At 43.1% G+C, this 17,532-nt stretch carries 21 protein-coding genes and 1 tRNA gene; 10 read left to right on the top strand and 12 right to left on the bottom strand.

What is annotated here, in order from left to right; genetic code table 11:
- Positions 1-29: 29 nt before the first annotated feature.
- Positions 30-686 (top strand): TetR/AcrR family transcriptional regulator, encoded by a 657-nt coding sequence (locus ACSQ8P_RS15210; protein WP_436235950.1) that lies wholly within the window; start codon positions 30-32, stop codon positions 684-686.
- A gap of 73 nt (positions 687-759) precedes the next feature.
- Here the strand turns inward: ACSQ8P_RS15210 and ACSQ8P_RS15205 are convergent, their stop codons facing one another.
- Positions 760-1,929: an MFS transporter gene (locus ACSQ8P_RS15205; RefSeq protein ID WP_436235949.1), complete on the bottom strand. Its 1,170-nt coding sequence runs from the start codon at positions 1,927-1,929 to the stop codon at positions 760-762.
- A gap of 33 nt (positions 1,930-1,962) precedes the next feature.
- Complete coding sequence (locus tag ACSQ8P_RS15200; RefSeq protein ID WP_436235948.1) at positions 1,963-3,228, bottom strand: MFS transporter; 1,266 nt, start codon at positions 3,226-3,228, stop codon at positions 1,963-1,965.
- A 172-nt stretch (positions 3,229-3,400) separates the two neighbouring features.
- Here ACSQ8P_RS15200 and ACSQ8P_RS15195 point away from each other — a divergent pair, with 172 nt between their 5' ends.
- Together ACSQ8P_RS15195 and ACSQ8P_RS15190 are read left to right on the top strand one after the other, a co-directional pair.
- Entirely contained in the window at positions 3,401-4,870 is a 1,470-nt protein-coding gene (locus tag ACSQ8P_RS15195; RefSeq protein ID WP_436235947.1) for an aminotransferase class I/II-fold pyridoxal phosphate-dependent enzyme, read from the top strand.
- An 85-nt stretch (positions 4,871-4,955) separates the two neighbouring features.
- Entirely contained in the window at positions 4,956-5,375 is a 420-nt protein-coding gene (locus tag ACSQ8P_RS15190) for a DUF1885 family protein (protein ID WP_436235946.1), read from the top strand.
- 61 nt (positions 5,376-5,436) lie between these two features.
- On the opposite strand, the gene ACSQ8P_RS15185 is transcribed toward ACSQ8P_RS15190, so the two are convergent.
- The 3 genes from ACSQ8P_RS15185 to ACSQ8P_RS15175 form a co-directional block, all read right to left on the bottom strand.
- Positions 5,437-5,751, bottom strand: coding sequence for a DUF1292 domain-containing protein (locus tag ACSQ8P_RS15185; RefSeq protein WP_056612546.1), 315 nt, complete (start codon positions 5,749-5,751; stop codon positions 5,437-5,439).
- Between the two features lie 90 nt (positions 5,752-5,841).
- The gene (locus tag ACSQ8P_RS15180; protein WP_436235945.1) at positions 5,842-6,459 is read right to left on the bottom strand and encodes a stalk domain-containing protein; all 618 of its coding nucleotides are present in this window, start codon (positions 6,457-6,459) and stop codon (positions 5,842-5,844) included.
- Positions 6,460-6,540: 81 nt separating this feature from the next.
- The gene (locus ACSQ8P_RS15175; RefSeq protein WP_436235944.1) at positions 6,541-7,440 is read right to left on the bottom strand and encodes an alpha/beta hydrolase; all 900 of its coding nucleotides are present in this window, start codon (positions 7,438-7,440) and stop codon (positions 6,541-6,543) included.
- Positions 7,441-7,576: 136 nt separating this feature from the next.
- Between ACSQ8P_RS15175 and ACSQ8P_RS15170 the strand changes: the two genes are divergently transcribed.
- Positions 7,577-8,329 carry an MBL fold metallo-hydrolase gene (locus tag ACSQ8P_RS15170; RefSeq protein ID WP_436235943.1) on the top strand — a complete coding sequence of 251 codons (753 nt, stop codon included), beginning with the start codon at positions 7,577-7,579 and terminating at the stop codon, positions 8,327-8,329.
- 118 nt (positions 8,330-8,447) lie between these two features.
- Positions 8,448-10,112, top strand: coding sequence for an ATP-binding protein (locus ACSQ8P_RS15165; protein ID WP_436235942.1), 1,665 nt, complete (start codon positions 8,448-8,450; stop codon positions 10,110-10,112).
- Here the strand turns inward: ACSQ8P_RS15165 and ACSQ8P_RS15160 are convergent.
- Both ACSQ8P_RS15160 and ACSQ8P_RS15155 read right to left on the bottom strand, forming a co-directional pair.
- Positions 10,109-10,546 carry a GNAT family N-acetyltransferase gene (locus tag ACSQ8P_RS15160; protein WP_436235941.1) on the bottom strand — a complete coding sequence of 146 codons (438 nt, stop codon included), beginning with the start codon at positions 10,544-10,546 and terminating at the stop codon, positions 10,109-10,111. The genes ACSQ8P_RS15165 and ACSQ8P_RS15160 overlap by 4 nt on opposite strands.
- Positions 10,547-10,627: 81 nt before the next feature.
- Complete coding sequence (locus ACSQ8P_RS15155; RefSeq protein WP_436235940.1) at positions 10,628-11,092, bottom strand: divergent PAP2 family protein; 465 nt, start codon at positions 11,090-11,092, stop codon at positions 10,628-10,630.
- Between the two features lie 93 nt (positions 11,093-11,185).
- On the opposite strand from ACSQ8P_RS15155, the gene ACSQ8P_RS15150 reads away from it, so the two are divergent.
- On the top strand, positions 11,186-11,611 hold the full coding sequence (locus ACSQ8P_RS15150) for a CBS domain-containing protein (protein WP_436235939.1): 426 nt from the start codon (positions 11,186-11,188) through the stop codon (positions 11,609-11,611).
- Positions 11,612-11,683: 72 nt separating this feature from the next.
- On the opposite strand, the gene ACSQ8P_RS15145 is transcribed toward ACSQ8P_RS15150, so the two are convergent.
- From ACSQ8P_RS15145 to ACSQ8P_RS15135, 3 genes are all read right to left on the bottom strand, one after another.
- Positions 11,684-12,202: a hypothetical protein gene (locus ACSQ8P_RS15145; protein WP_436235938.1), complete on the bottom strand. Its 519-nt coding sequence runs from the start codon at positions 12,200-12,202 to the stop codon at positions 11,684-11,686.
- A 22-nt stretch (positions 12,203-12,224) separates the two neighbouring features.
- Positions 12,225-12,776 (bottom strand): superoxide dismutase family protein, encoded by a 552-nt coding sequence (locus ACSQ8P_RS15140; protein WP_436235937.1) that lies wholly within the window; start codon positions 12,774-12,776, stop codon positions 12,225-12,227.
- A 180-nt stretch (positions 12,777-12,956) separates the two neighbouring features.
- Positions 12,957-13,283 carry a hypothetical protein gene (locus ACSQ8P_RS15135; protein ID WP_173108545.1) on the bottom strand — a complete coding sequence of 109 codons (327 nt, stop codon included), beginning with the start codon at positions 13,281-13,283 and terminating at the stop codon, positions 12,957-12,959.
- A 287-nt stretch (positions 13,284-13,570) separates the two neighbouring features.
- On the opposite strand from ACSQ8P_RS15135, the gene ACSQ8P_RS15130 reads away from it, so the two are divergent.
- The 3 genes from ACSQ8P_RS15130 to ACSQ8P_RS15120 all read left to right on the top strand — a co-directional run bounded on the left by ACSQ8P_RS15130 (position 13,571) and on the right by ACSQ8P_RS15120 (position 14,590).
- On the top strand, positions 13,571-13,726 hold the full coding sequence (locus ACSQ8P_RS15130; RefSeq protein WP_436235936.1) for a hypothetical protein: 156 nt from the start codon (positions 13,571-13,573) through the stop codon (positions 13,724-13,726).
- Between the two features lie 160 nt (positions 13,727-13,886).
- The gene (locus tag ACSQ8P_RS15125; protein ID WP_056612568.1) at positions 13,887-14,099 is read left to right on the top strand and encodes an alpha/beta-type small acid-soluble spore protein; all 213 of its coding nucleotides are present in this window, start codon (positions 13,887-13,889) and stop codon (positions 14,097-14,099) included.
- 200 nt (positions 14,100-14,299) lie between these two features.
- Complete coding sequence (locus tag ACSQ8P_RS15120) at positions 14,300-14,590, top strand: hypothetical protein (RefSeq protein WP_436235935.1); 291 nt, start codon at positions 14,300-14,302, stop codon at positions 14,588-14,590.
- Between the two features lie 48 nt (positions 14,591-14,638).
- Here ACSQ8P_RS15120 and ACSQ8P_RS15115 read toward each other — a convergent pair whose 3' ends face one another.
- On the bottom strand, positions 14,639-14,833 hold the full coding sequence (locus ACSQ8P_RS15115) for a hypothetical protein (RefSeq protein WP_056612572.1): 195 nt from the start codon (positions 14,831-14,833) through the stop codon (positions 14,639-14,641).
- A 359-nt stretch (positions 14,834-15,192) separates the two neighbouring features.
- Here ACSQ8P_RS15115 and ACSQ8P_RS15110 point away from each other — a divergent pair.
- A tRNA-Val gene (locus ACSQ8P_RS15110) sits at positions 15,193-15,265 on the top strand.
- 145 nt (positions 15,266-15,410) lie between these two features.
- Here the strand turns inward: ACSQ8P_RS15110 and ACSQ8P_RS15105 are convergent.
- A complete protein-coding gene (locus ACSQ8P_RS15105; protein WP_436235934.1) occupies positions 15,411-17,417 on the bottom strand; it encodes a methyl-accepting chemotaxis protein in 2,007 nt (668 codons plus the stop codon).
- Positions 17,418-17,532: the final 115 nt, after the last annotated feature.

Below are 17,532 nucleotides of genomic sequence, written 5' to 3'. Positions count from 1 at the left end.
GTCTATGAACTGAGAAAGAGGTGAATGCAATGTCCGATATCGAGCCATGGTTAACTGAACTGCTGCGTCTGAACGACGAAGAAGAGAAAATGACCGATAAACAGATTAAGATTGTTCAAGCGGCTGTGGAGATTTTCTCTGAAAAAGGTTTTGCAGGCTCCTCTACAAGCGAGATTGCCCAGAAAGCTGGCGTCGCTGAAGGTACAATCTTTCGCCATTACAAAACAAAAAAAGAGCTTCTCCTCTCGATCGTAGCCCCGATGATGTCCAAGCTCATTGCGCCATTCGCGGTTAAAGATTTTACAAAAGTTTTGGAAGCTGACTATCCAACTGTTGAACAATTCCTGCGCGCCATAACCGTGAATCGCTTAGAATTTGCTCGCAAGCACTTTCCAGTAATCAAAATCTTCATGCATGAAATACCGTTTCACAACGAGCTTCGCGAGCAATTTAAGGAGACGGTGGCTGTTCTGGTGCTGGAGAAAGCTTATAAAGCGATTCGGCATTTTCAAAAGCAGGGTCAGCTCATTGAGCTCCCTGAACCCACTGCGATGCGGCTGATCGTTTCCACGATAATGGGGTTTCTCATTACTCGGTTTCTTCTAGTTCCTGATGCTGAGTGGGATGAGGAGAAAGAAATCGACTATACGATTAAGTTCATTTTGTACGGTCTCTCGCCTCGTTAGAAAGCTGAAAATAACAAAAAGCTGCACATCCCTCTCCTTCTGGAGATATGGATGTGCAGCTTTTCTATGTTAGCTAAACCGCTCGTTGCGCGGTTGTTTGGCGATCAACCATAATGAAGCGCTGCAGCAGCAAGATCGCAGCTAGGCAAAGCACGCCGCCGATGATGAACGGCAGCGAATGTGCGATCGCGAACACCGCTCCGCCAAGGAGCGGGCCTGCAATGCGGCCCAGGCTGTCCATGGAGGAGCTGAGGCCTGTCGCGACGCCTTGTCCAACCTTCGTACGCTGCGTAATCAGCGACGTCACGCATGGTCTGATCAGCGCGTTCCCTGCGCCGAAGACCGATAAGTAAATCGCAGCGGTTACGACGCTGCTGGAGTACAGCAGCAGGAAGAAGCCAGCTGCGGAGAGCAATAACCCGATGCCGATGACGAACTGTTCGGCACCTTGTTTCACTAGGCGGCGTACGACGCCGCCTTGGATCAAGGCACCAACGATGCCGCTCGCGAGGAACATCATGCCGATGTCAAACGGCGTGGCGCCGATTTTGTCCATTTGATAATACTGAAGCGTTGCTTCAAGCCCTGCCAATGTGAACGACACGAAGAAGGACAACACATACAAATACTTAGAAGCACCGTCGAAAGCAGTCCAGCGCGAAGGCGCTTTTTCTTTGGAAGATCTGCGCATGTCCGACGTTAAGGACTCTTTAAGAATCGCAGCCGCAAAGAGGAATGAAGCAAATGAAAGTGCAGCAGCTACAAAGAATGGCGTGTACGTTCCCCATTTGCTGACAATCCCGCCAAGAGCTGGTCCGAAGATAAAGCCTAGCCCAATCGACATCCCTACCATGCCCATGCCCTTCGTTCGATTCTCTGCGGTTGTAATATCGGCAACATAAGCTACCGCACATGCCGTTGCTGCACCTGAGAATAAGCCACCTAAAATACGCGATACATACATGATCCATAGTTGATCATTTGCAAAGCCAAAAATCAAGAAACTCACACTAAAGCCTAGCAGTCCGATTAAAATAATCGGTCTACGACCAATACGATCTGATAAGCCTCCCCAGATGGGAGACATCAAGAAGGAGGCTGCTGAGTACACCGACAAGAGTACGGCATTATGAAACTTCGCTCCTGCTCCAGTCACGACTTCTGGCAACACTGGAATGATAATTCCGAAACCAATAAAGATCGTCATCAGCAACAACATGATGATTCCAATCTGTTTATTCATGATGCATTAAGCCTCCAAACCAATTCTTTTTCCTTATCGTACCACACCTTTTTTGGGGATGGAAATGAACATTTGAAGAACAAGCAACAAGATAAGTACAAATCCACTCGACAGGAATGGCGCATGATACCCATATACGTCCCAAAGCTTACCTGACACGATAGGGCCTACAATCATCCCAAATCCTTCAATTGTGAGGAAAAATCCCCAGACTGCCCCTCTTTTCTCAGGCGGAATAGCCGAAGCAATCAACGCATTCCAAGAAGGAATAATGAAAGCATAACCCACACCAAGCAGCGCCACTAAGATGTACAGCATGCCCATCGATTTCACGTAAGTAAAGAGCAGCAAGGCTGCTGCACTAAGTGTAAACCCGATAAGTAAAAATGGGCGAATCCCTAAACGATCTACCATTTTGCCCATTGGAACCAGAAAAATAACCGTGACCGCTCCTCCAGCGACTAAAAATAGGCTGTATTGAAACGAAGACAGCATCAATACTTCTTTGGCATACAGCGTTAGAATCGGCGTTAATATCCCTAGCGCAAATGTCTGAGCAAACATAGCCGGAAACATCAACGGACTGATCGACATCGATCTCCGAACTTCGCTTAAATAAGTAGATACACGTTGCAACCAAGATCGCCTTTGTATTTGATGCGACTTGAGGGCAACCTCTCGCTCTTCTATACCACGATTAGATATATTCACCTTCTGTTTGCGAGGAAGCATGAGTGCGACGAGGACGACTACCGTCATACAGCCAATTAACAGCTTGAATGCAAAGGTATAGTTATTTTCACCGACGAAGAAGTTAATTACAACAGGACCTAACCCTACCCCAGACAACCACGCCATGTATACCACGCTCATGATCGTCGCTTTGCCCTCATCCCCCGCCACTTCAGTCGTTCCCGTGATTACACAAGGCCAAAGTGGGGCTGTCCCAAATCCGAGCAGTGCACAACCAACGATCATCCACACATATTGGGTTGAGATTGCCATGATGATAACGGAAAGGAAAGTCAACAACACACCTGTTAACATGGTCACACGATAGCCAAGCCGATCAATAATCCAACCCACAGGTGTACGTAATACATTATCGCCAATATATTGGGCGGCCAACGTCCATCCGATAACAAATGCAGAGGCACCGAGCGATGTTGTCATATAAACTGGCAAAACGGTTAAAAGCAAGGCTCCCTTTACAAATTCTACGACAAACATAATTATTAACAATTCCATCACAAATGGTGAGAATAGCCGATTTTCCCGCCATTTTCGCATCCAAATCATCCGATTTCTCCTTTTATTTACCTAATTATACATCTTCGTGTTAGTTTGACCCCATTTAGTGCAAACTATTTTGAAAAAATTAACTTGCATCAAATCTCTAGTTTGATATACTCATTTTGTTTGTTGCAACTTTTGGACAAGCAATCCACGATAGAAGGGAAGCGATAATCAGGTGGATCATACCCGTACACCCCTGTTCTCTGCATTGCTTGCGCATGCGGAAAGAAATCCAATTCAGTTTCACATTCCTGGCCATAAAAAAGGAGTCGGCATGGACCCGGAGTTTCGTGCTTTCATAGGCGATAACGCCCTTTCCATCGACCTCATCAATATAGCACCGCTAGATGATCTCCACCAGCCGATGGGCGTCATTGAAGAAGCTCAGAAGCTGGCTGCGCATGCATTTGGCGCGGATCACACGTTCTTCTCAGTGCAAGGCACGAGCGGAGCGATTATGACAATGATTATGACGGTTTGTTCCGAAGGCGATAAAATTATCGTGCCGCGGAATGTCCATAAATCCGTACTAGCCGCGATTATTTTCGTTGGAGCTAAGCCTGTTTTCATTCAACCTGCTCGCGATAAAAATCTAGGGATTGATCACGGTATTCCGACTCGTTCGGTTCGCCGTGCACTCGAAAAGCATCCGGATGCGAAAGCCGTGCTTGTCATTAATCCTACCTATTATGGCGTGTGTACGAACCTCAAGGAGATCGTAGATCTCGTTCACAGCTACAATATGCCCGTTCTTGTTGATGAAGCGCACGGTGTGCTTATTCATTTCCACGAGAAGCTGCCGATGTCCGCTATGGAAGCTGGCGCTGATATGGCGGCTACGAGTGTACATAAGCTTGGTGGTTCCATGACGCAAAGCTCCGTCCTTAATGTCAAAGGAAATCGCGTGAATCCGAAACGTATTCAGACAATCATTTCGATGCTGACAACGACTTCAACCTCGTATATTTTACTAGGCTCGTTAGATACATCGCGACGTCACCTCGCTCTGAATGGACGTGAAATGGCAGAACGCACGATTGAGCTTGCTCATTATGCGCGTAAGCAAATCAACGAGATTCCGAACCTCTATTGCTTCGGGGAAGAAATTCTCGGAGATGAGGCCACTTTCGCCTATGACCCTACCAAAATCTGCGTACACGTCCGTAAGCTAGGTGTCACGGGCTTTGAAGTAGAGAACTGGCTACGTGATCACTACAATATCGAAGTCGAGATGAGTGACATGTACAACATCCTCTGTCTCTTCACACCAGGAGATACACCAGAGAATGTAGAGATTCTACTAACAGCTTTGCGTGAGTTATCTCACATCAATGATGATGTTGTAGAAGTTAAAGAAGTTGTCATCAAGGTCCCTGCGATTCCACAACTGACTTTGACGCCACGTGATGCTTTCTACGGAGAAACGGAAATACTGCCTTTTAAAGACTCTGCTGATCGTATCATTGCTGAATTCATCTATGTTTACCCGCCAGGTATTCCTATTTTGCTCCCAGGTGAAGTTATTACACAAGAGCTAATTGATTATATTATTGAGCATGTTGAAGTCGGATTGCCTGTCAAAGGGCCTGAGGATCGCAGTGTCCAACAGGTGAAAGTTATCGTAGAAACACAAGCCATCTTCTAAGCTCTCTACCCTGAGGGATATATTGTAAAACCGTTTACATGATGCTATGATATGGGTGATGTTTTGCGAATGAGGTGATCAAGGAATGGCTCAAAGCGCTTATATTAAATTCGTAACAGGATCCGCTGTTGCTGCACTTACCCTGGATGAAATCAAGGACAAGCTGCTGCATTATCGCGATCAACTTAGTCTAACAGCCAAACAACTTGGTTGGGAGTATGACGAAGCTGGATTCCCTTATACGATTGAGACGAAGCCTGAAGGCGAAGGCAAATGGTTTTATTTGAAAGGCACCAACGCTTTATATCATACGATCGTAGTTGGGGTCGGTACTGAACAAAACCAGGAGCAAGAGCGTCAGTTCGTGCAATTCGTATTACCTGACAATGCCACACATGGTGACAAGAGCAAAGGCAATGAATTCTGCAAATATTTGGGCAAACTTCTGAAAGCTGAACTTCATCTATTTAACGGTAGAATCATGTATTTCAATCCTAGAAAATGAATGAACACAAACAGAAACCCCCTAACAGATCACTCTGCTAGGGGGTTCTTATGTATAGCTCTTATTCTTCGCCTTCTTGAGCCACGATTTCATTGTAAATCGTTACTACACGTTCCCACTCTTCTTCATCTTCAATGTTAACGAGGAAAGCATCTTCGTCCTCTTCTTCAACACGGAAAATCACGCCATCTGCTTCAGGATCATTACGATCGAGTAAAACAGCATACGCTTGCTCCTGAGATTGGAAGGTATATACCATGACCATCTCATGTTCTACACCGTTCTCGTCCGTTACGATAAAAACATCTTCCCCTTGCTCGTCGTGATCGTGGTCACAGTCCGGGCCGTGCACATGATCATGCTTCTCATCGCTCACAGGCAGAACCTCATTTCATTTAGTAATAAGTTACTTAAATATCCTAACATTTTCATATTAAGAGGTCAAACCAGATAATCCCTGCTTGACTTACTCCGATTGAATTTGTTTTTCCGAAACGACTGAATACTCGCTGCTTCCACTTTGCTGCATAGCAAATTTAACAACATACGTACCCGCTTCATCGAATGAAACGCCATAGACAGGAACCTTCAACCAGAACGATTCTTTGGAATCTGAAATTGATTTCTCGACAGGCGCAATCACACTTTTTCCACTTGGAGAAACAATGGATACACGAACAGAATTAATGTTCGTTTTCAAGTTGTCTACCTGTGCGAACACGATAAAATCCGCTTGCTTGCCGCGTTCAACAACGCCGAAAGGGACTATTGCCGAATCTTTCCGAACTTCCGTTGTAAAGAACATATGTACATTTGGCTTGAACAAATAAGCTGTTTTACTCGCATCATCCCATCTGAGCAAGGACTGTAAAGCATCGCTCATTGCACGTAATGGAAGCACCGTCTTGCCATCCACAATAAGCGGCGGAACATCGGAATCCGCGAATTCCTTCGTTTGATTGTTTACGACTAATCTAGCAATGCTATACCCTTTATAATCCCCCCATATCGATGAGGCTACCACCGCAGCCGTACTTAAAACAAAGAACACAACCATCAACGTAAAAATGCGCTGAACTTTCATCTCTTTTTAACCTCCAACCTCGTTAGTCATCTGTCTGTCTGCATCTTTATACGCCGATGATTAAGAAGAGTTGCGATGAATTTAACATTTTGCAATAAAATTCAGTACACGCTTTATATAAGCTTCTGATTCAAGCTGAAAAGAGCCGACATGCCCTGCTTTCTCTGTGATCCATAGCTCAAAAACCGTTGGATGACGCTTGTACATCTGGGCACTATTCGTATAAGGAATAGCTTGATCATCTTTACTGTGAATGAACAAAATCGGCCTTGGCACAATCCTGTCAACGGCAGCTAATGCATCAACGGCATGCGGGTCCACACCAATCAGTTTTGGCAAAATAAATAGGATCAGCGGAGTAAACGGGTAGCGTGGAAGCTTTGACCATACAGGTAAATTCTCATTGAGATAAGGGATTAATTGGCTAAACGCACTGTCCGTAATGACACCTGACACAGCTTTCGCCTCTGCAGCGGCTAATATGGACGACGTGCCTCCCATGGAAAATCCAAGTAATATAATTTCCGTTGGATTGCTAGTATACGTCAGTACCCAATCGATAGCGCCGAGGATGTCATCCTTCTCCAGAAAACCTATTGTCGTTGTGTTCCCTTCTGATCGCCCTGAATTCCGAAAATCAAACATGAGAACATGATAGCCTGCGTTCACAAGTGCTTGGGCTAATGACAAGGCTGGGAGACCTTTTTCAAGTCGTGTACCCGCATAGCCGTGTGACATGATCACCGTCTTAGTTTTGGGTGTAGATGCTGCATAGGGCGACTCCAGGTACCAACCATCTAACATAACCCCATCTGTTCGGCTTGGGAATGAAACATCCTTTCGGTGCAAGTTATAATTCTCAGGAGTATCGTCCACGATCTTCCGTTTAGGATGTGTTAACTGCCAACCCACATATGTTGAAAGTCCCACTACACCAAGCAGTATAAGCAAAAGAATAATACTTACAAGTAACCCAATCATTATGAAATCAACACCTTCTATTTGTTTACTTTAACTTTACGGTTTCTTTATTTCTATATATAGTGGTTGAAAGTCGGCAACCTCCCATGTTACATTAGAAAAAGATGGATTTTTGTCGAAAATTGGAGGACGCTGAATGAGTTTGCAAATTCAAATGTTGGGAACCGGCAGTGCCTTTTCCAAATTATATTACAATACAAGTGCAGTAATTCGATCTACCGATGCCACTATGCTTATTGATTGTGGACCCACTGTGCCTAAATCACTTAACGAGATCGGGTTAGAGCTCGATCAAATTGATGGTATTCTCATTTCACATATCCATGCTGATCATATAGGCGGGCTTGAAGAAGTAGCCTTTCGTTTATTCTATCAATATAACCGCAAACGCGTGCAGCTTTATGTTACCGAGGCATTAGCTGAAGTTCTTTGGGAGAATAGTCTGAAAGGCGGACTCTATAATCCAGAGGAAGGTTTTCATCAGCTTCAGGATTATTTCGAACTTGTTTTTCTACAGGAGCGAGTGCCTTATCAAATCTCACCAGGGCTTACAATTGAAATCATCCCTACCTTGCACATTGCCCAGAAGCTTAACTATTCAATCTTTATAAATCACCGGACATTCTATAGTGCTGATTTGAAATTTAATAATGACTTCCTCATCAACGAAGTTGTCCATACCAGAAATTGTCACACCATTTTTCACGATTGTCAATTAATCGGACCCGGTTATGTACATACAACATTGGATGAACTACTTACCCTTCCAGATGATATTCAGAAGCTCGTGTATCTGATGCATTATGACGATCACATGCCAGAATTCATTGGTAAAACGGGTCACATGACCTTTATCCATAAACATGAAATCATCGAAATCACCGAGTGATCTTGCTGCACGCCGAAGCCTTGAGAATTAACTTTCTCAAGGCTTCTTTCGATTAATTCCCCCATCGTTTTTCATTTTTTTTTGAAGAACAGCAGGGATTTTATGACAAGTATAGAACATGTCACAAGAGTATGAGAACTGCGGAAATTTCCAATCGGGAGCTGATATGGTGATTATCAATGTGGTTTATTATGTTTATGTGATCTTGTATGGCCTATATACGATTTATCTGCACTCGGTCTTGAATATCCCTTTGTTTCTTCTAGCTGTTTGTCTATTTGTCTTATCTGTTCGCTTCCACTCTTCACATCCTGCTATGCCTTGGTTTCAACTACTCCTCATTGCTTCAATTCACGTACTTGGACAATCGGCCTTATGCTATCCTTTATATTTATTAACGCTATCACACTATTCCTACAAGGAAGAAAATAAGTGGAGAGCATGGCTATTATCCGTGAGTTCCATGATCATTTATTTGAATACGGTTAATTTCATAATGCAATCTGCTTCGAGAGAATCCATGTTTGGATTCATGAGTATTCTCGACTTTGCTGCCGTCACTTGGCTAACACGAACAATCCATCTCCGTAGCGGGAAAATGGAGCGCATCCGCAATGAGCGTCATTTATTAACGCAAAAAGACTCCCTTACTGGTCTCTATAATTATGAAGAATGTCATCGAAGACTCGAACAGCAAATCAAACTACATCAGCCCCTTGTGCTGTTTCTTATTGACTGTACAGATCTGAAAGCAATGAATACCTCTGGCGGCTTTCAAGCAGGTAATTTCGTGCTAAAACAAATGGCTGATCTCCTTCAAATCCTATTCAAAGAAGCGCTATTTATCTCGCGATATGGCGGTGATGAATTCGCTGTCGTCATGCCGCTTCACAAGGATTTTCTGACAACAGCCTCTTACCAGCAGAAGTTGGATTCTGAACTCCCTAAGCTTACTGGCATCCAAAATACGTATGGGATCGCCATATTTCCTCAAGACGCGTTGACGAAAGATGATCTTATTTTGCACGCGGAGCATAATCTATTTATGAAGAAACGTGAATCTTGGTTAAAACGCGAAGAACAAATGCAGCGCTCAGAGAAACTACGTGTCGTCGGAGAACTAGCTTCTGGCATGGCTCATGAGATTCGCAATCCCTTAACAACCGTCAAAGGTTTTCTGCAATTATCAAAAGCAAACGATTACAATATTGAAAGTTGGTATGGCCTCATCATGGATGAGATTGATCGGATGAGTGATTTGACGGGTGAGTTCCTTCAATTCTCCAAGCCGCACCAAACTATCTTTCAAACCCATTCGTTAAATGAATGCGTGCTCAAAGTTATTTCGCTTATTGAATCCGAAGCCACCAGCTCAGGACATGAGATACATTTTCATGAGTCAACCTATGCCGTTCATATGCTTATGGATCAAGATAAAATGATACAACTCTTGTTAAACATGATGAAAAATGCTTGTGAAGCCATGGAAGCAAACGGTTCCATCCATATTAAATTAAGCCGCGATCAGAAGAACGCGACTTTAGTTATTGCGGATAATGGTCCCGGCATACCGAGTGATCAACTCGAGAAGATTTTCCATCCCTTCTTCACTACCAAAGAAACAGGTACAGGTTTAGGGCTATCGATTTGCTATAAAATCGTACAAGATCATCAAGGTACATTAGAAGTAGAGAGCGAGCTCGGTATAGGAACACGATTTATTCTTACTTTCCCACTTGCCATTAGCATGATCACTGGAAATGACAATTCAGCTGTAAGTTAAAGTGTTTTCTTCATTCTGACATGCAGGATTCCAGCATCATAGAAAGGCTCATCTGAGATCACCGTATAGCCTAACTGACTGTAGAAGCCTTCTGCTTGACATTGCGCATCAAGAATCGCATATTTGCAACCAAGCTCGAGAGCCTGTTGTTCCATAGCAAGTATGAGTTGCTTCCCAAGCGAACGTCCTCTATAATCTTTTAAGACAGCAACACGTTGTAATTTGGCTGTTGCTTCTTGGTATTCATACCATCTGGAAGTAGCAATCGGAACTTCGCCATCCATAATGAGAAAATGATGGCAGGCTTCAGGAGACTCATCTTTTTCATCCATTTCAAGATGTGCGGGTACTTGCTGTTCATCAACAAATACGTTAAATCGCACAGCAAAACAAGCTTTCAGTTGATCCATTGTTGTAACACGAATAGTTTCCATGTGGGCTTCTTCCTCTCTAAGATCGTTTCTTGATCTTATCCCATTCCAGAAATGTTGTCCACATGTACAAAATTCGCGTCATCATTTTCTTTCCAACAAATAACTGCAAGCACCAATCGCAAACCCTAGGAGTGCGCCAGCTGCAACTTCCCTTGGTAAATGACCTAATCGTTCCTTAAGAGCTTTGCGTCTTCTTGCGTGATATATCCCAGGATGCTGCTGAGCAATCCGCTCAACCTTTTCGTCTAAATCATTCACTTCTACCGCAATCTCGCCAGCTGATCTACGAATGCCCATCGCATCATACATGACGACAGCCCCGAATACGGAGCTCACTGCGAAATCAATGGCTGAGAAACCTCTTTTCATCCCGATGTAGGTAGCGAGTGCCGTAACACCTGAAGAATGCGAACTCGGCATTCCACCTGTTTGAACCAATTGTGACCAATCCCATTTTTTGCTGAACATATACGTTAAAGGTACTTTGATGGCTTGAGCGGCACCCATACCAATCACAGCTGTAGTCAATGCTCGATTCATTTCCATTCACCTCACTACTAGCATCCATCACAGGTTTAGATTCTATGCGCAAAGTTTGATATACTAGACACATTGATTCTTTTGTAAGGAGTGTGACTGATGAATATCGCTTTTTTCCTGTTACCTAAATCCGAGGTCATTACCGCGACTCCACAAGCAACCCTTCGTCAAACATTGGAGCGTATGGAGTATCATCGATATACCGCTGTCCCGATACTTTCTGATGATGGTCATTATGTAGGAACCGTTACAGAAGGAGATTTACTTTGGTATCTCAAAAATTCAGCGCATATTGGCTTTGAGAACGCTCATCGCCATGTACTTGAAGAGGTTCCTCTTCGTGTTAAAAATAAACCCGTTCATATTCATGCTGACATGGTGGACCTGATTGATTTGGCGAAAGCACAAAACTTCGTACCTGTCGTCGATGACTCCGACAAATTCATTGGGATAGTCAGACGTAGCGAAATTATTGAGTATTGCGCCAAACAAATGAACCTACAACCCAAAGCTGTACAGTCCTAATTAATCCATTATAGAAAAAGTAAAAAGGCTGAGTGCTCTCAGCCTTTTTTTGCTGTTTCTCATATGTTTCCGTTATTGAACTTGACCATTAGAAGAAGCCTTAGATGAGACAAATTCGCTCGCCCAGTCAACCATCCCATTCATTAACGTCAAAATGAGATTCACCGCATCCTTTTCCGTTAGCGAGCCATTTGATTGACTGCTGACGTACTGCGATGTCTTTTGTTCCAGTTTCACGACTAAATCTTTAATTTTCAAAAGTTCATTCGCCAAATCAGTTACCTGCTGATTATTAGTGTTTCCTTGGTTTGATTTCATATTCTGACCTTGATTTTGTGCTTGATTCTGATTTTGGCCTTGTGATTGACTCTGGCCCTGATCTTGGCTTTGATTTTGGGACATATCTTTCGCCGACTCATTTGGCGCGGCATCTCCATTACCAGAAGCTGCTTGCTGCTGCCCCTGGCTGTCTTGTGAGCCTTGCGCACTTGAGATCAACATTTTTTTGACCTGCTCTAGTTCAATGAGTACCATATCATTTTGTTTAGTTAATTCATCCATTTGCAGCTTGAGATCCTGTGTTTTGATCATGTTGTCGAAACCCTTCCTTCCCTTATTTCACAGCACCGCAAGCAATCCGCTTACCCGAATTGCCAGATGGATCTGTTTTCAAATCATCTGCTTTCTCATGGACAACTAAACTAGATCCGCCCGGTTTAAACAGCGAGTTAGGCTTGTCCTTTTGTAAGACTACTGACTTCGTAACACTACTAAATCGTCCATTACCTTGCGCATCCACAATGAGATTTGGCAGATCGCCTGCATGTGCCCCCTTCGGATTTAGGAAGCCATGCTCCTTCTTATGTGGATTGAAATGCCCACCTGCTGAATCAAACGTTGGCGCTTCACATATAGCCTTCTCATGAATGTGCAGACCATGAACACCAGGCGTAAGCCCGCTGACTTGTACATCCATCTGTACACCATCTCTGACAGCGGTTAATTGCGCTGAACCTACCGATTGGTTATTGGATCCTATTAGCGCAACACTTATCGTTTCCGGCGATGTGGTGGCCTCTGATACTGAGGTACTTTTAACTGTTTGGCAACCTGTCAACATCATGAGACCCAAGCAGGTCGTCATCATAATTTGAACTGATTTCATTTTGTACAATCCTCCTGTAAAACCATACATTGGTATATGCTACCCTTAGGATGCACAACTGCCCTTCACGATAACCACATGACAACTAACAAATTTTCTAAACCATCCGTTTCAAATGCAAAAAACCTGCAATCTTTCGATTACAGGGGCATCCTCTTCTTCCATGCGTTTTAAATGAGATTACAAAATAGTCATGAGCTTGGCGATGATTTGTAGGTTTTCTAATTTCCGTTTGTAAAAGTGAAACTCCACCTTCGTATGCTCAACCGCATCTTCCATCTGTAGAACCTGTTTTTGTAGTTCTTTCGTGTGTGGCCATAATTCCGCTTGCCGCTGAAGCTCATTCTTCCCTGTTACGAGGCCTTCACCAATTACTTCATACTCCTTCGTTAGAAGCATATGCTTTGCCCAATTCAATTCAGATACGGCATCGACATAAATAGCTTCCGCTTGTTTCAGCAATTCCGGTACAAGTTGTAGCTCTAAAATAACATCCGACCGATTCATTCGGATTCCTCCTATGAGTTTTCATAGAAACTCAGCATAGTAAAACATTGAATATTGTTGCTTAGCCTCATTTATATTCATAGTAAAACAAAACATGCATACAAGCTGAAACCCTTGAAAATAGTAGGTTTTCTCCTTTCATTCGACTTACTTCGCATGATAATTTCCCTATAGAATGACAAAACAATTAAGTCTACATTAAATCTGATAGATTCGCTTTCATCCTACTTGTATAACCTATTAGAAATGCTACAATGTTACTATACGTATCGGAGGAGGTGACAAACATGAGCCAAGAAGAAGAAGTTGTTTCACAAAACGAAGAAGAAATCTCTGCTGAATCCACTGAAGAAGTGGTAAGTCAAGAGGCTGAAGAAGTGATCGCAGAAGCGATTGAAGAAGCAGCTGCTGCAGAGGAAGAAGCAGAACAATCCGAAGAATAATGAAACCGTTATCATACATGATCAAATATCCCCCTCAACTTCACAGTTGGGGGTTTATTGATTTTAACATACTAAAAATTATTTTTTTTTGATTTCAGCGAATAAATATTCTGAACATTCAAATAATACTGGTGTACCAATAAAAAGGAGATGATTTTGAATGGCTAACAGATCAAACACTTTAGTCGTACAAGAAGCAAAGGCAGCACTTGATCAAATGAAGTATGAAGTCGCTCAGGAAATTGGTGTCCCTCTCTCCCCTTCTGGTTACAACGGTAATTTGGCAACACGTGATGCTGGCTCAATCGGTGGCAACATCACAAAAAGATTAGTGCAAATGGCTGAACAATCTTTAGGCGGCTACAAACGCTAATCCTTTGATGTAGGAGCAAGCTCAAAAAAGACTGAATCACTCGATCCTCCTTAGAGTGACCTTCAGTCTTTTTTCTATTTCCTTCAAATTCCTCCGGTTTCCCTTGAATTTCCTCACCAGTTTCTGCAAACGTCTATAATTAATCCTCTAGTTTTAGTATGATTATCTTGCCCCTAACTAGAAAAAGGAGTGTTGAATCCATGAATACGCAATATGAAATTTTCCGCGATCCTTTCCGCATGTTAATTCTACTGGCCACATTAGTGAGCGAAAAGCAAAACGAACCTGCCCTTCAATTTGACAAAGTTCCTTTTTTCGAAAACGATACCTTTCTTATTCAGCATGACAAGTTTGTGTATAAAAAAAATCTTACAGAAATCACTTGGTTCCAATTTCTAGGAAGAGACATCGCTTGCAGTAAAGATCTCTCACGTGAAGAGTATAATAAAATGTTCGTTGATTGCCTTGCGTCCTTATATCACATTGCATAAAAAAACGAAGGAGCTGATCACTTAGATCTGCTCCTTCGCCTATTTCAGTTACTTTTTCTTTACTTCTTCTACAAATACGTCACTCGCATCACGCGTGCTGCCGAGCTCAAGAATCGTATATTTCTTCTCACCGATCATGATCACATCTTCCACTTCAGGTAGTGGATCGCCCAGATATACAGTTCCTAAATACATATTACTACTCTTCAAACGTAAATTCCAACGATGTTGTTGTTTCGTCATAGCCTAATCCTCCCAAACTCTAATGATCTCAAGTTACCATAAATTCACGCAAGATGAAAGCCATACTAGGAAACATCGCATAGTTATGATACATTAACTTCACATTCATGACTAGAGAGGCTGACAACTTGCAATGACATCACGAGGAATTACACCAGATGAGCTATCCCTTCTACTCGCAAAAGAAAAAAAATCTTCAAACGAAGAAACCGATTCAATCTCCTTTATTCCGCGTTCCAAAAAGAAACGAAAGCCTTATTCCATCCTGCATAAGCTGATCTTTTTCTGGCGTAAGTAACACAGCCCAACAATTGACAATATCTCGATTTTTTGTTATATTACTACCTGTATCCATAAACGACTTGTTAGCTCAGCTGGGAGAGCACTATCTTGACAGGGTAGGGGTCAGTGGTTCGAGCCCACTACAGGTCATATAACACAGAAACCCGTGAAGCCTTCTGCTTCACGGGTTTTCTTTTTTTTAATTACAATACCTAACGGACTACTTCAACATCTTCCGTTCACTTCTCGCCAATGCAAAAAAAGAACCCCTCCCAGGGTTCTTAAACAAAAGACTTCACACCTTAAATCTATCAACCACATTTTGCAAGCTTGTCATCTGATCATGAAGCTCTATCGATTCTTTATGTACTCGATCGAACATTTGTCCCAGCGTCTCGACGTTGGCCAAAACTTCCTGGGAACTTGCTGCCGTTTCTTCGGTACTCGCTGAGGAAAGCTCGATAAATCCAACGATTATGTTTTTACGGTTATCGACATGCTCCATATCTGCCGAGATACTTTCAATGGATTCGTGAATTTGCAGCAAAGAGGAATTAATGAAATCAAATGTATCCGATGTCTGTCCTGCGTTCTCTTCTTGTGAACCAACGATGTGAAGCGACTGCTCCATCGCTGCGGATGTTTGCTGTGCAGAGTGCAAAACATTCTCAATCAACGTCTGAATATGCTCAGATGCCTCGCCTGCTTGAACTGAAAGTGTTCTCACCTCAGCAGCGACTACGGAGAATCCGCGGCCGTTTTCTCCAGCTCGTGCTGCCTCAATTGAAGCGTTAAGCGCAAGTAAATTCGTTTGTCTCGAGATGGCGTGAATCGTGGTGACCATCTCTTTAATGGCGTCAATATCCTGCATAAGTTTGCTTACGCTAGACGCTACTTCTTTGGTCACGTAAACGTTATTGCGGATCAACTCGATCATCGCTCGCATCGCTTCAGCGCCACGCTCCTCCTTCTCGCGAATAATCGCACTATTATTCTGTAGAATTTGAACATGTCCCTTCGTGTCATCAATTAATTCCGCCAATTCGTGAACGCCATTTAATCCATCCTCTACTACCTCTGCCTGACTTGAAGCGGCCGTCGCCAATTCGTGGATGGTCGTATTAATTTCATAGGAAATCATATTGGTTTGCTTCATCGAATCTTTAATATGATCGGCATTACCTTTACTCAGACTTGCAGATTGTTTGACATCCTTGACAATCACATGAATTTTCTCAATAAATTGATTGGTCGCCATCGACAGTCTGCCGATTTCATCCATCGAGCTATCGGGAAGCCTTCTCGTTAAATCTCCATCCCCCTGAGCAATAGCAACCATGGCTGATTGTAGTCTCTCCAACCTTTTAAACTGGCGACTAACAATATAAAATAATATACCCCATGCAATTAGTAAGCCTGCCAATGTGGCTATACATGTCGTGTAGAAGAAGTTTGTCAAGACTTGCTCAGACAACGTCAGTACAAGCACTTGACCCGTCGACAAAGCTCTAAAGTAATACTTCGCTTTCGTACCATTGTACGACATCGTCTGATATGCTTTGTGGTCCCCGGTTAGACTAACGCTAAGGGAGTCTAGCAGCTTCGCGTCTAACTGCGTAATGGCATCATCGGATGAGGCAACGAGTTTGCCCGTGGAATCAACGACTCCCGCGAATAGCACATCTCCGCCCAGCTCTGACTTTAATTGCGTCAGCACCGGCTTCGCCCCTATTTTACTATCGAGTTCAGTTAGCGTAGCTCCATCTCTTCCCGTTTGTACAATGCGTGGAGAAGACCAACCGGACACTCCGACATATTTATACACTTTAGGATCGACACTTCGCTGTTGAGCCGGCTGTGTTACGATTTTCTGCTTACCAGAAATTAAATCCATAAACTCGTAAGCTTGATTTTTAGGATCAGCACCGAAATTGAAATCAATCTTTTCGCCCGCATTCGTTAGTACTAACTGACCCTGTGCATTGGTAATCCAAAACTCATCTATACCGGAGCGCTCAGCTATTTCGACTGCTTGCTTATAATTCATCGGGATTTTATCATACATATACGACAGAAGGGCTGCTTGTCCGACCATCTCCTTCTCCATCACACTTTCCGTTGTCTTTCTCGCAATTATTGCGTTTTCAATACCAATTCTAGCCGTTTCTAGCGTCGTAAAGCCTTTTTCATGAAGACTTTCTGCCGTCTGCTGATACGTAAGTGTCGCTGTCCCTACGGACACAGCAAACAATACGACCATTAAAGGCCAAATGATTTTGTACTTGATTGATTTGATAGCCATCTTGTTCTCCCTTTTCTGTAGTTTCAATAATTCTAAATATTCTACTTCGTCATTTACCAACATATTCCTGCAAAAATACCTATATTTCGACGTAAAGTTGTGATTTTATAGGTCG

Origin of the sequence: Paenibacillus sp. LjRoot153 (assembly GCF_964253085.1) — a bacterium.
In the GTDB taxonomy this organism is placed as follows: domain Bacteria; phylum Bacillota; class Bacilli; order Paenibacillales; family NBRC-103111; genus Paenibacillus_E.
This window is presented reverse-complemented; position numbering and strand designations above follow the sequence as displayed.

Excerpts from the sequence above, each read along its gene's own strand:
- ACSQ8P_RS15205 (WP_436235949.1), bottom strand. The coding sequence starts at position 1,929 with ATGAATAAACAGATTGGAATCATCATGTTGTTGCTGATGACGATCTTT.
- ACSQ8P_RS15125 (WP_056612568.1), top strand. The coding sequence starts at position 13,887 with ATGGCTAACAGATCAAACACTTTAGTCGTACAAGAAGCAAAGGCAGCA.
- ACSQ8P_RS15200 (WP_436235948.1), bottom strand. The coding sequence starts at position 3,228 with ATGATTTGGATGCGAAAATGGCGGGAAAATCGGCTATTCTCACCATTT.
- ACSQ8P_RS15155 (WP_436235940.1), bottom strand. The coding sequence starts at position 11,092 with ATGGAAATGAATCGAGCATTGACTACAGCTGTGATTGGTATGGGTGCC.
- ACSQ8P_RS15115 (WP_056612572.1), bottom strand. The coding sequence starts at position 14,833 with ATGACGAAACAACAACATCGTTGGAATTTACGTTTGAAGAGTAGTAAT.
- ACSQ8P_RS15130 (WP_436235936.1), top strand. The coding sequence starts at position 13,571 with ATGAGCCAAGAAGAAGAAGTTGTTTCACAAAACGAAGAAGAAATCTCT.
- ACSQ8P_RS15190 (WP_436235946.1), top strand. The coding sequence starts at position 4,956 with ATGGCTCAAAGCGCTTATATTAAATTCGTAACAGGATCCGCTGTTGCT.
- ACSQ8P_RS15135 (WP_173108545.1), bottom strand. The coding sequence starts at position 13,283 with ATGAATCGGTCGGATGTTATTTTAGAGCTACAACTTGTACCGGAATTG.
- ACSQ8P_RS15165 (WP_436235942.1), top strand. The coding sequence starts at position 8,448 with ATGTCACAAGAGTATGAGAACTGCGGAAATTTCCAATCGGGAGCTGAT.
- ACSQ8P_RS15210 (WP_436235950.1), top strand. The coding sequence starts at position 30 with ATGTCCGATATCGAGCCATGGTTAACTGAACTGCTGCGTCTGAACGAC.
- ACSQ8P_RS15180 (WP_436235945.1), bottom strand. The coding sequence starts at position 6,459 with ATGAAAGTTCAGCGCATTTTTACGTTGATGGTTGTGTTCTTTGTTTTA.
- ACSQ8P_RS15120 (WP_436235935.1), top strand. The coding sequence starts at position 14,300 with ATGAATACGCAATATGAAATTTTCCGCGATCCTTTCCGCATGTTAATT.
- ACSQ8P_RS15160 (WP_436235941.1), bottom strand. The coding sequence starts at position 10,546 with ATGGAAACTATTCGTGTTACAACAATGGATCAACTGAAAGCTTGTTTT.
- ACSQ8P_RS15170 (WP_436235943.1), top strand. The coding sequence starts at position 7,577 with ATGAGTTTGCAAATTCAAATGTTGGGAACCGGCAGTGCCTTTTCCAAA.
- ACSQ8P_RS15145 (WP_436235938.1), bottom strand. The coding sequence starts at position 12,202 with ATGATCAAAACACAGGATCTCAAGCTGCAAATGGATGAATTAACTAAA.
- ACSQ8P_RS15150 (WP_436235939.1), top strand. The coding sequence starts at position 11,186 with ATGAATATCGCTTTTTTCCTGTTACCTAAATCCGAGGTCATTACCGCG.
- ACSQ8P_RS15175 (WP_436235944.1), bottom strand. The coding sequence starts at position 7,440 with ATGATTGGGTTACTTGTAAGTATTATTCTTTTGCTTATACTGCTTGGT.
- ACSQ8P_RS15140 (WP_436235937.1), bottom strand. The coding sequence starts at position 12,776 with ATGAAATCAGTTCAAATTATGATGACGACCTGCTTGGGTCTCATGATG.
- ACSQ8P_RS15105 (WP_436235934.1), bottom strand. The coding sequence starts at position 17,417 with ATGGCTATCAAATCAATCAAGTACAAAATCATTTGGCCTTTAATGGTC.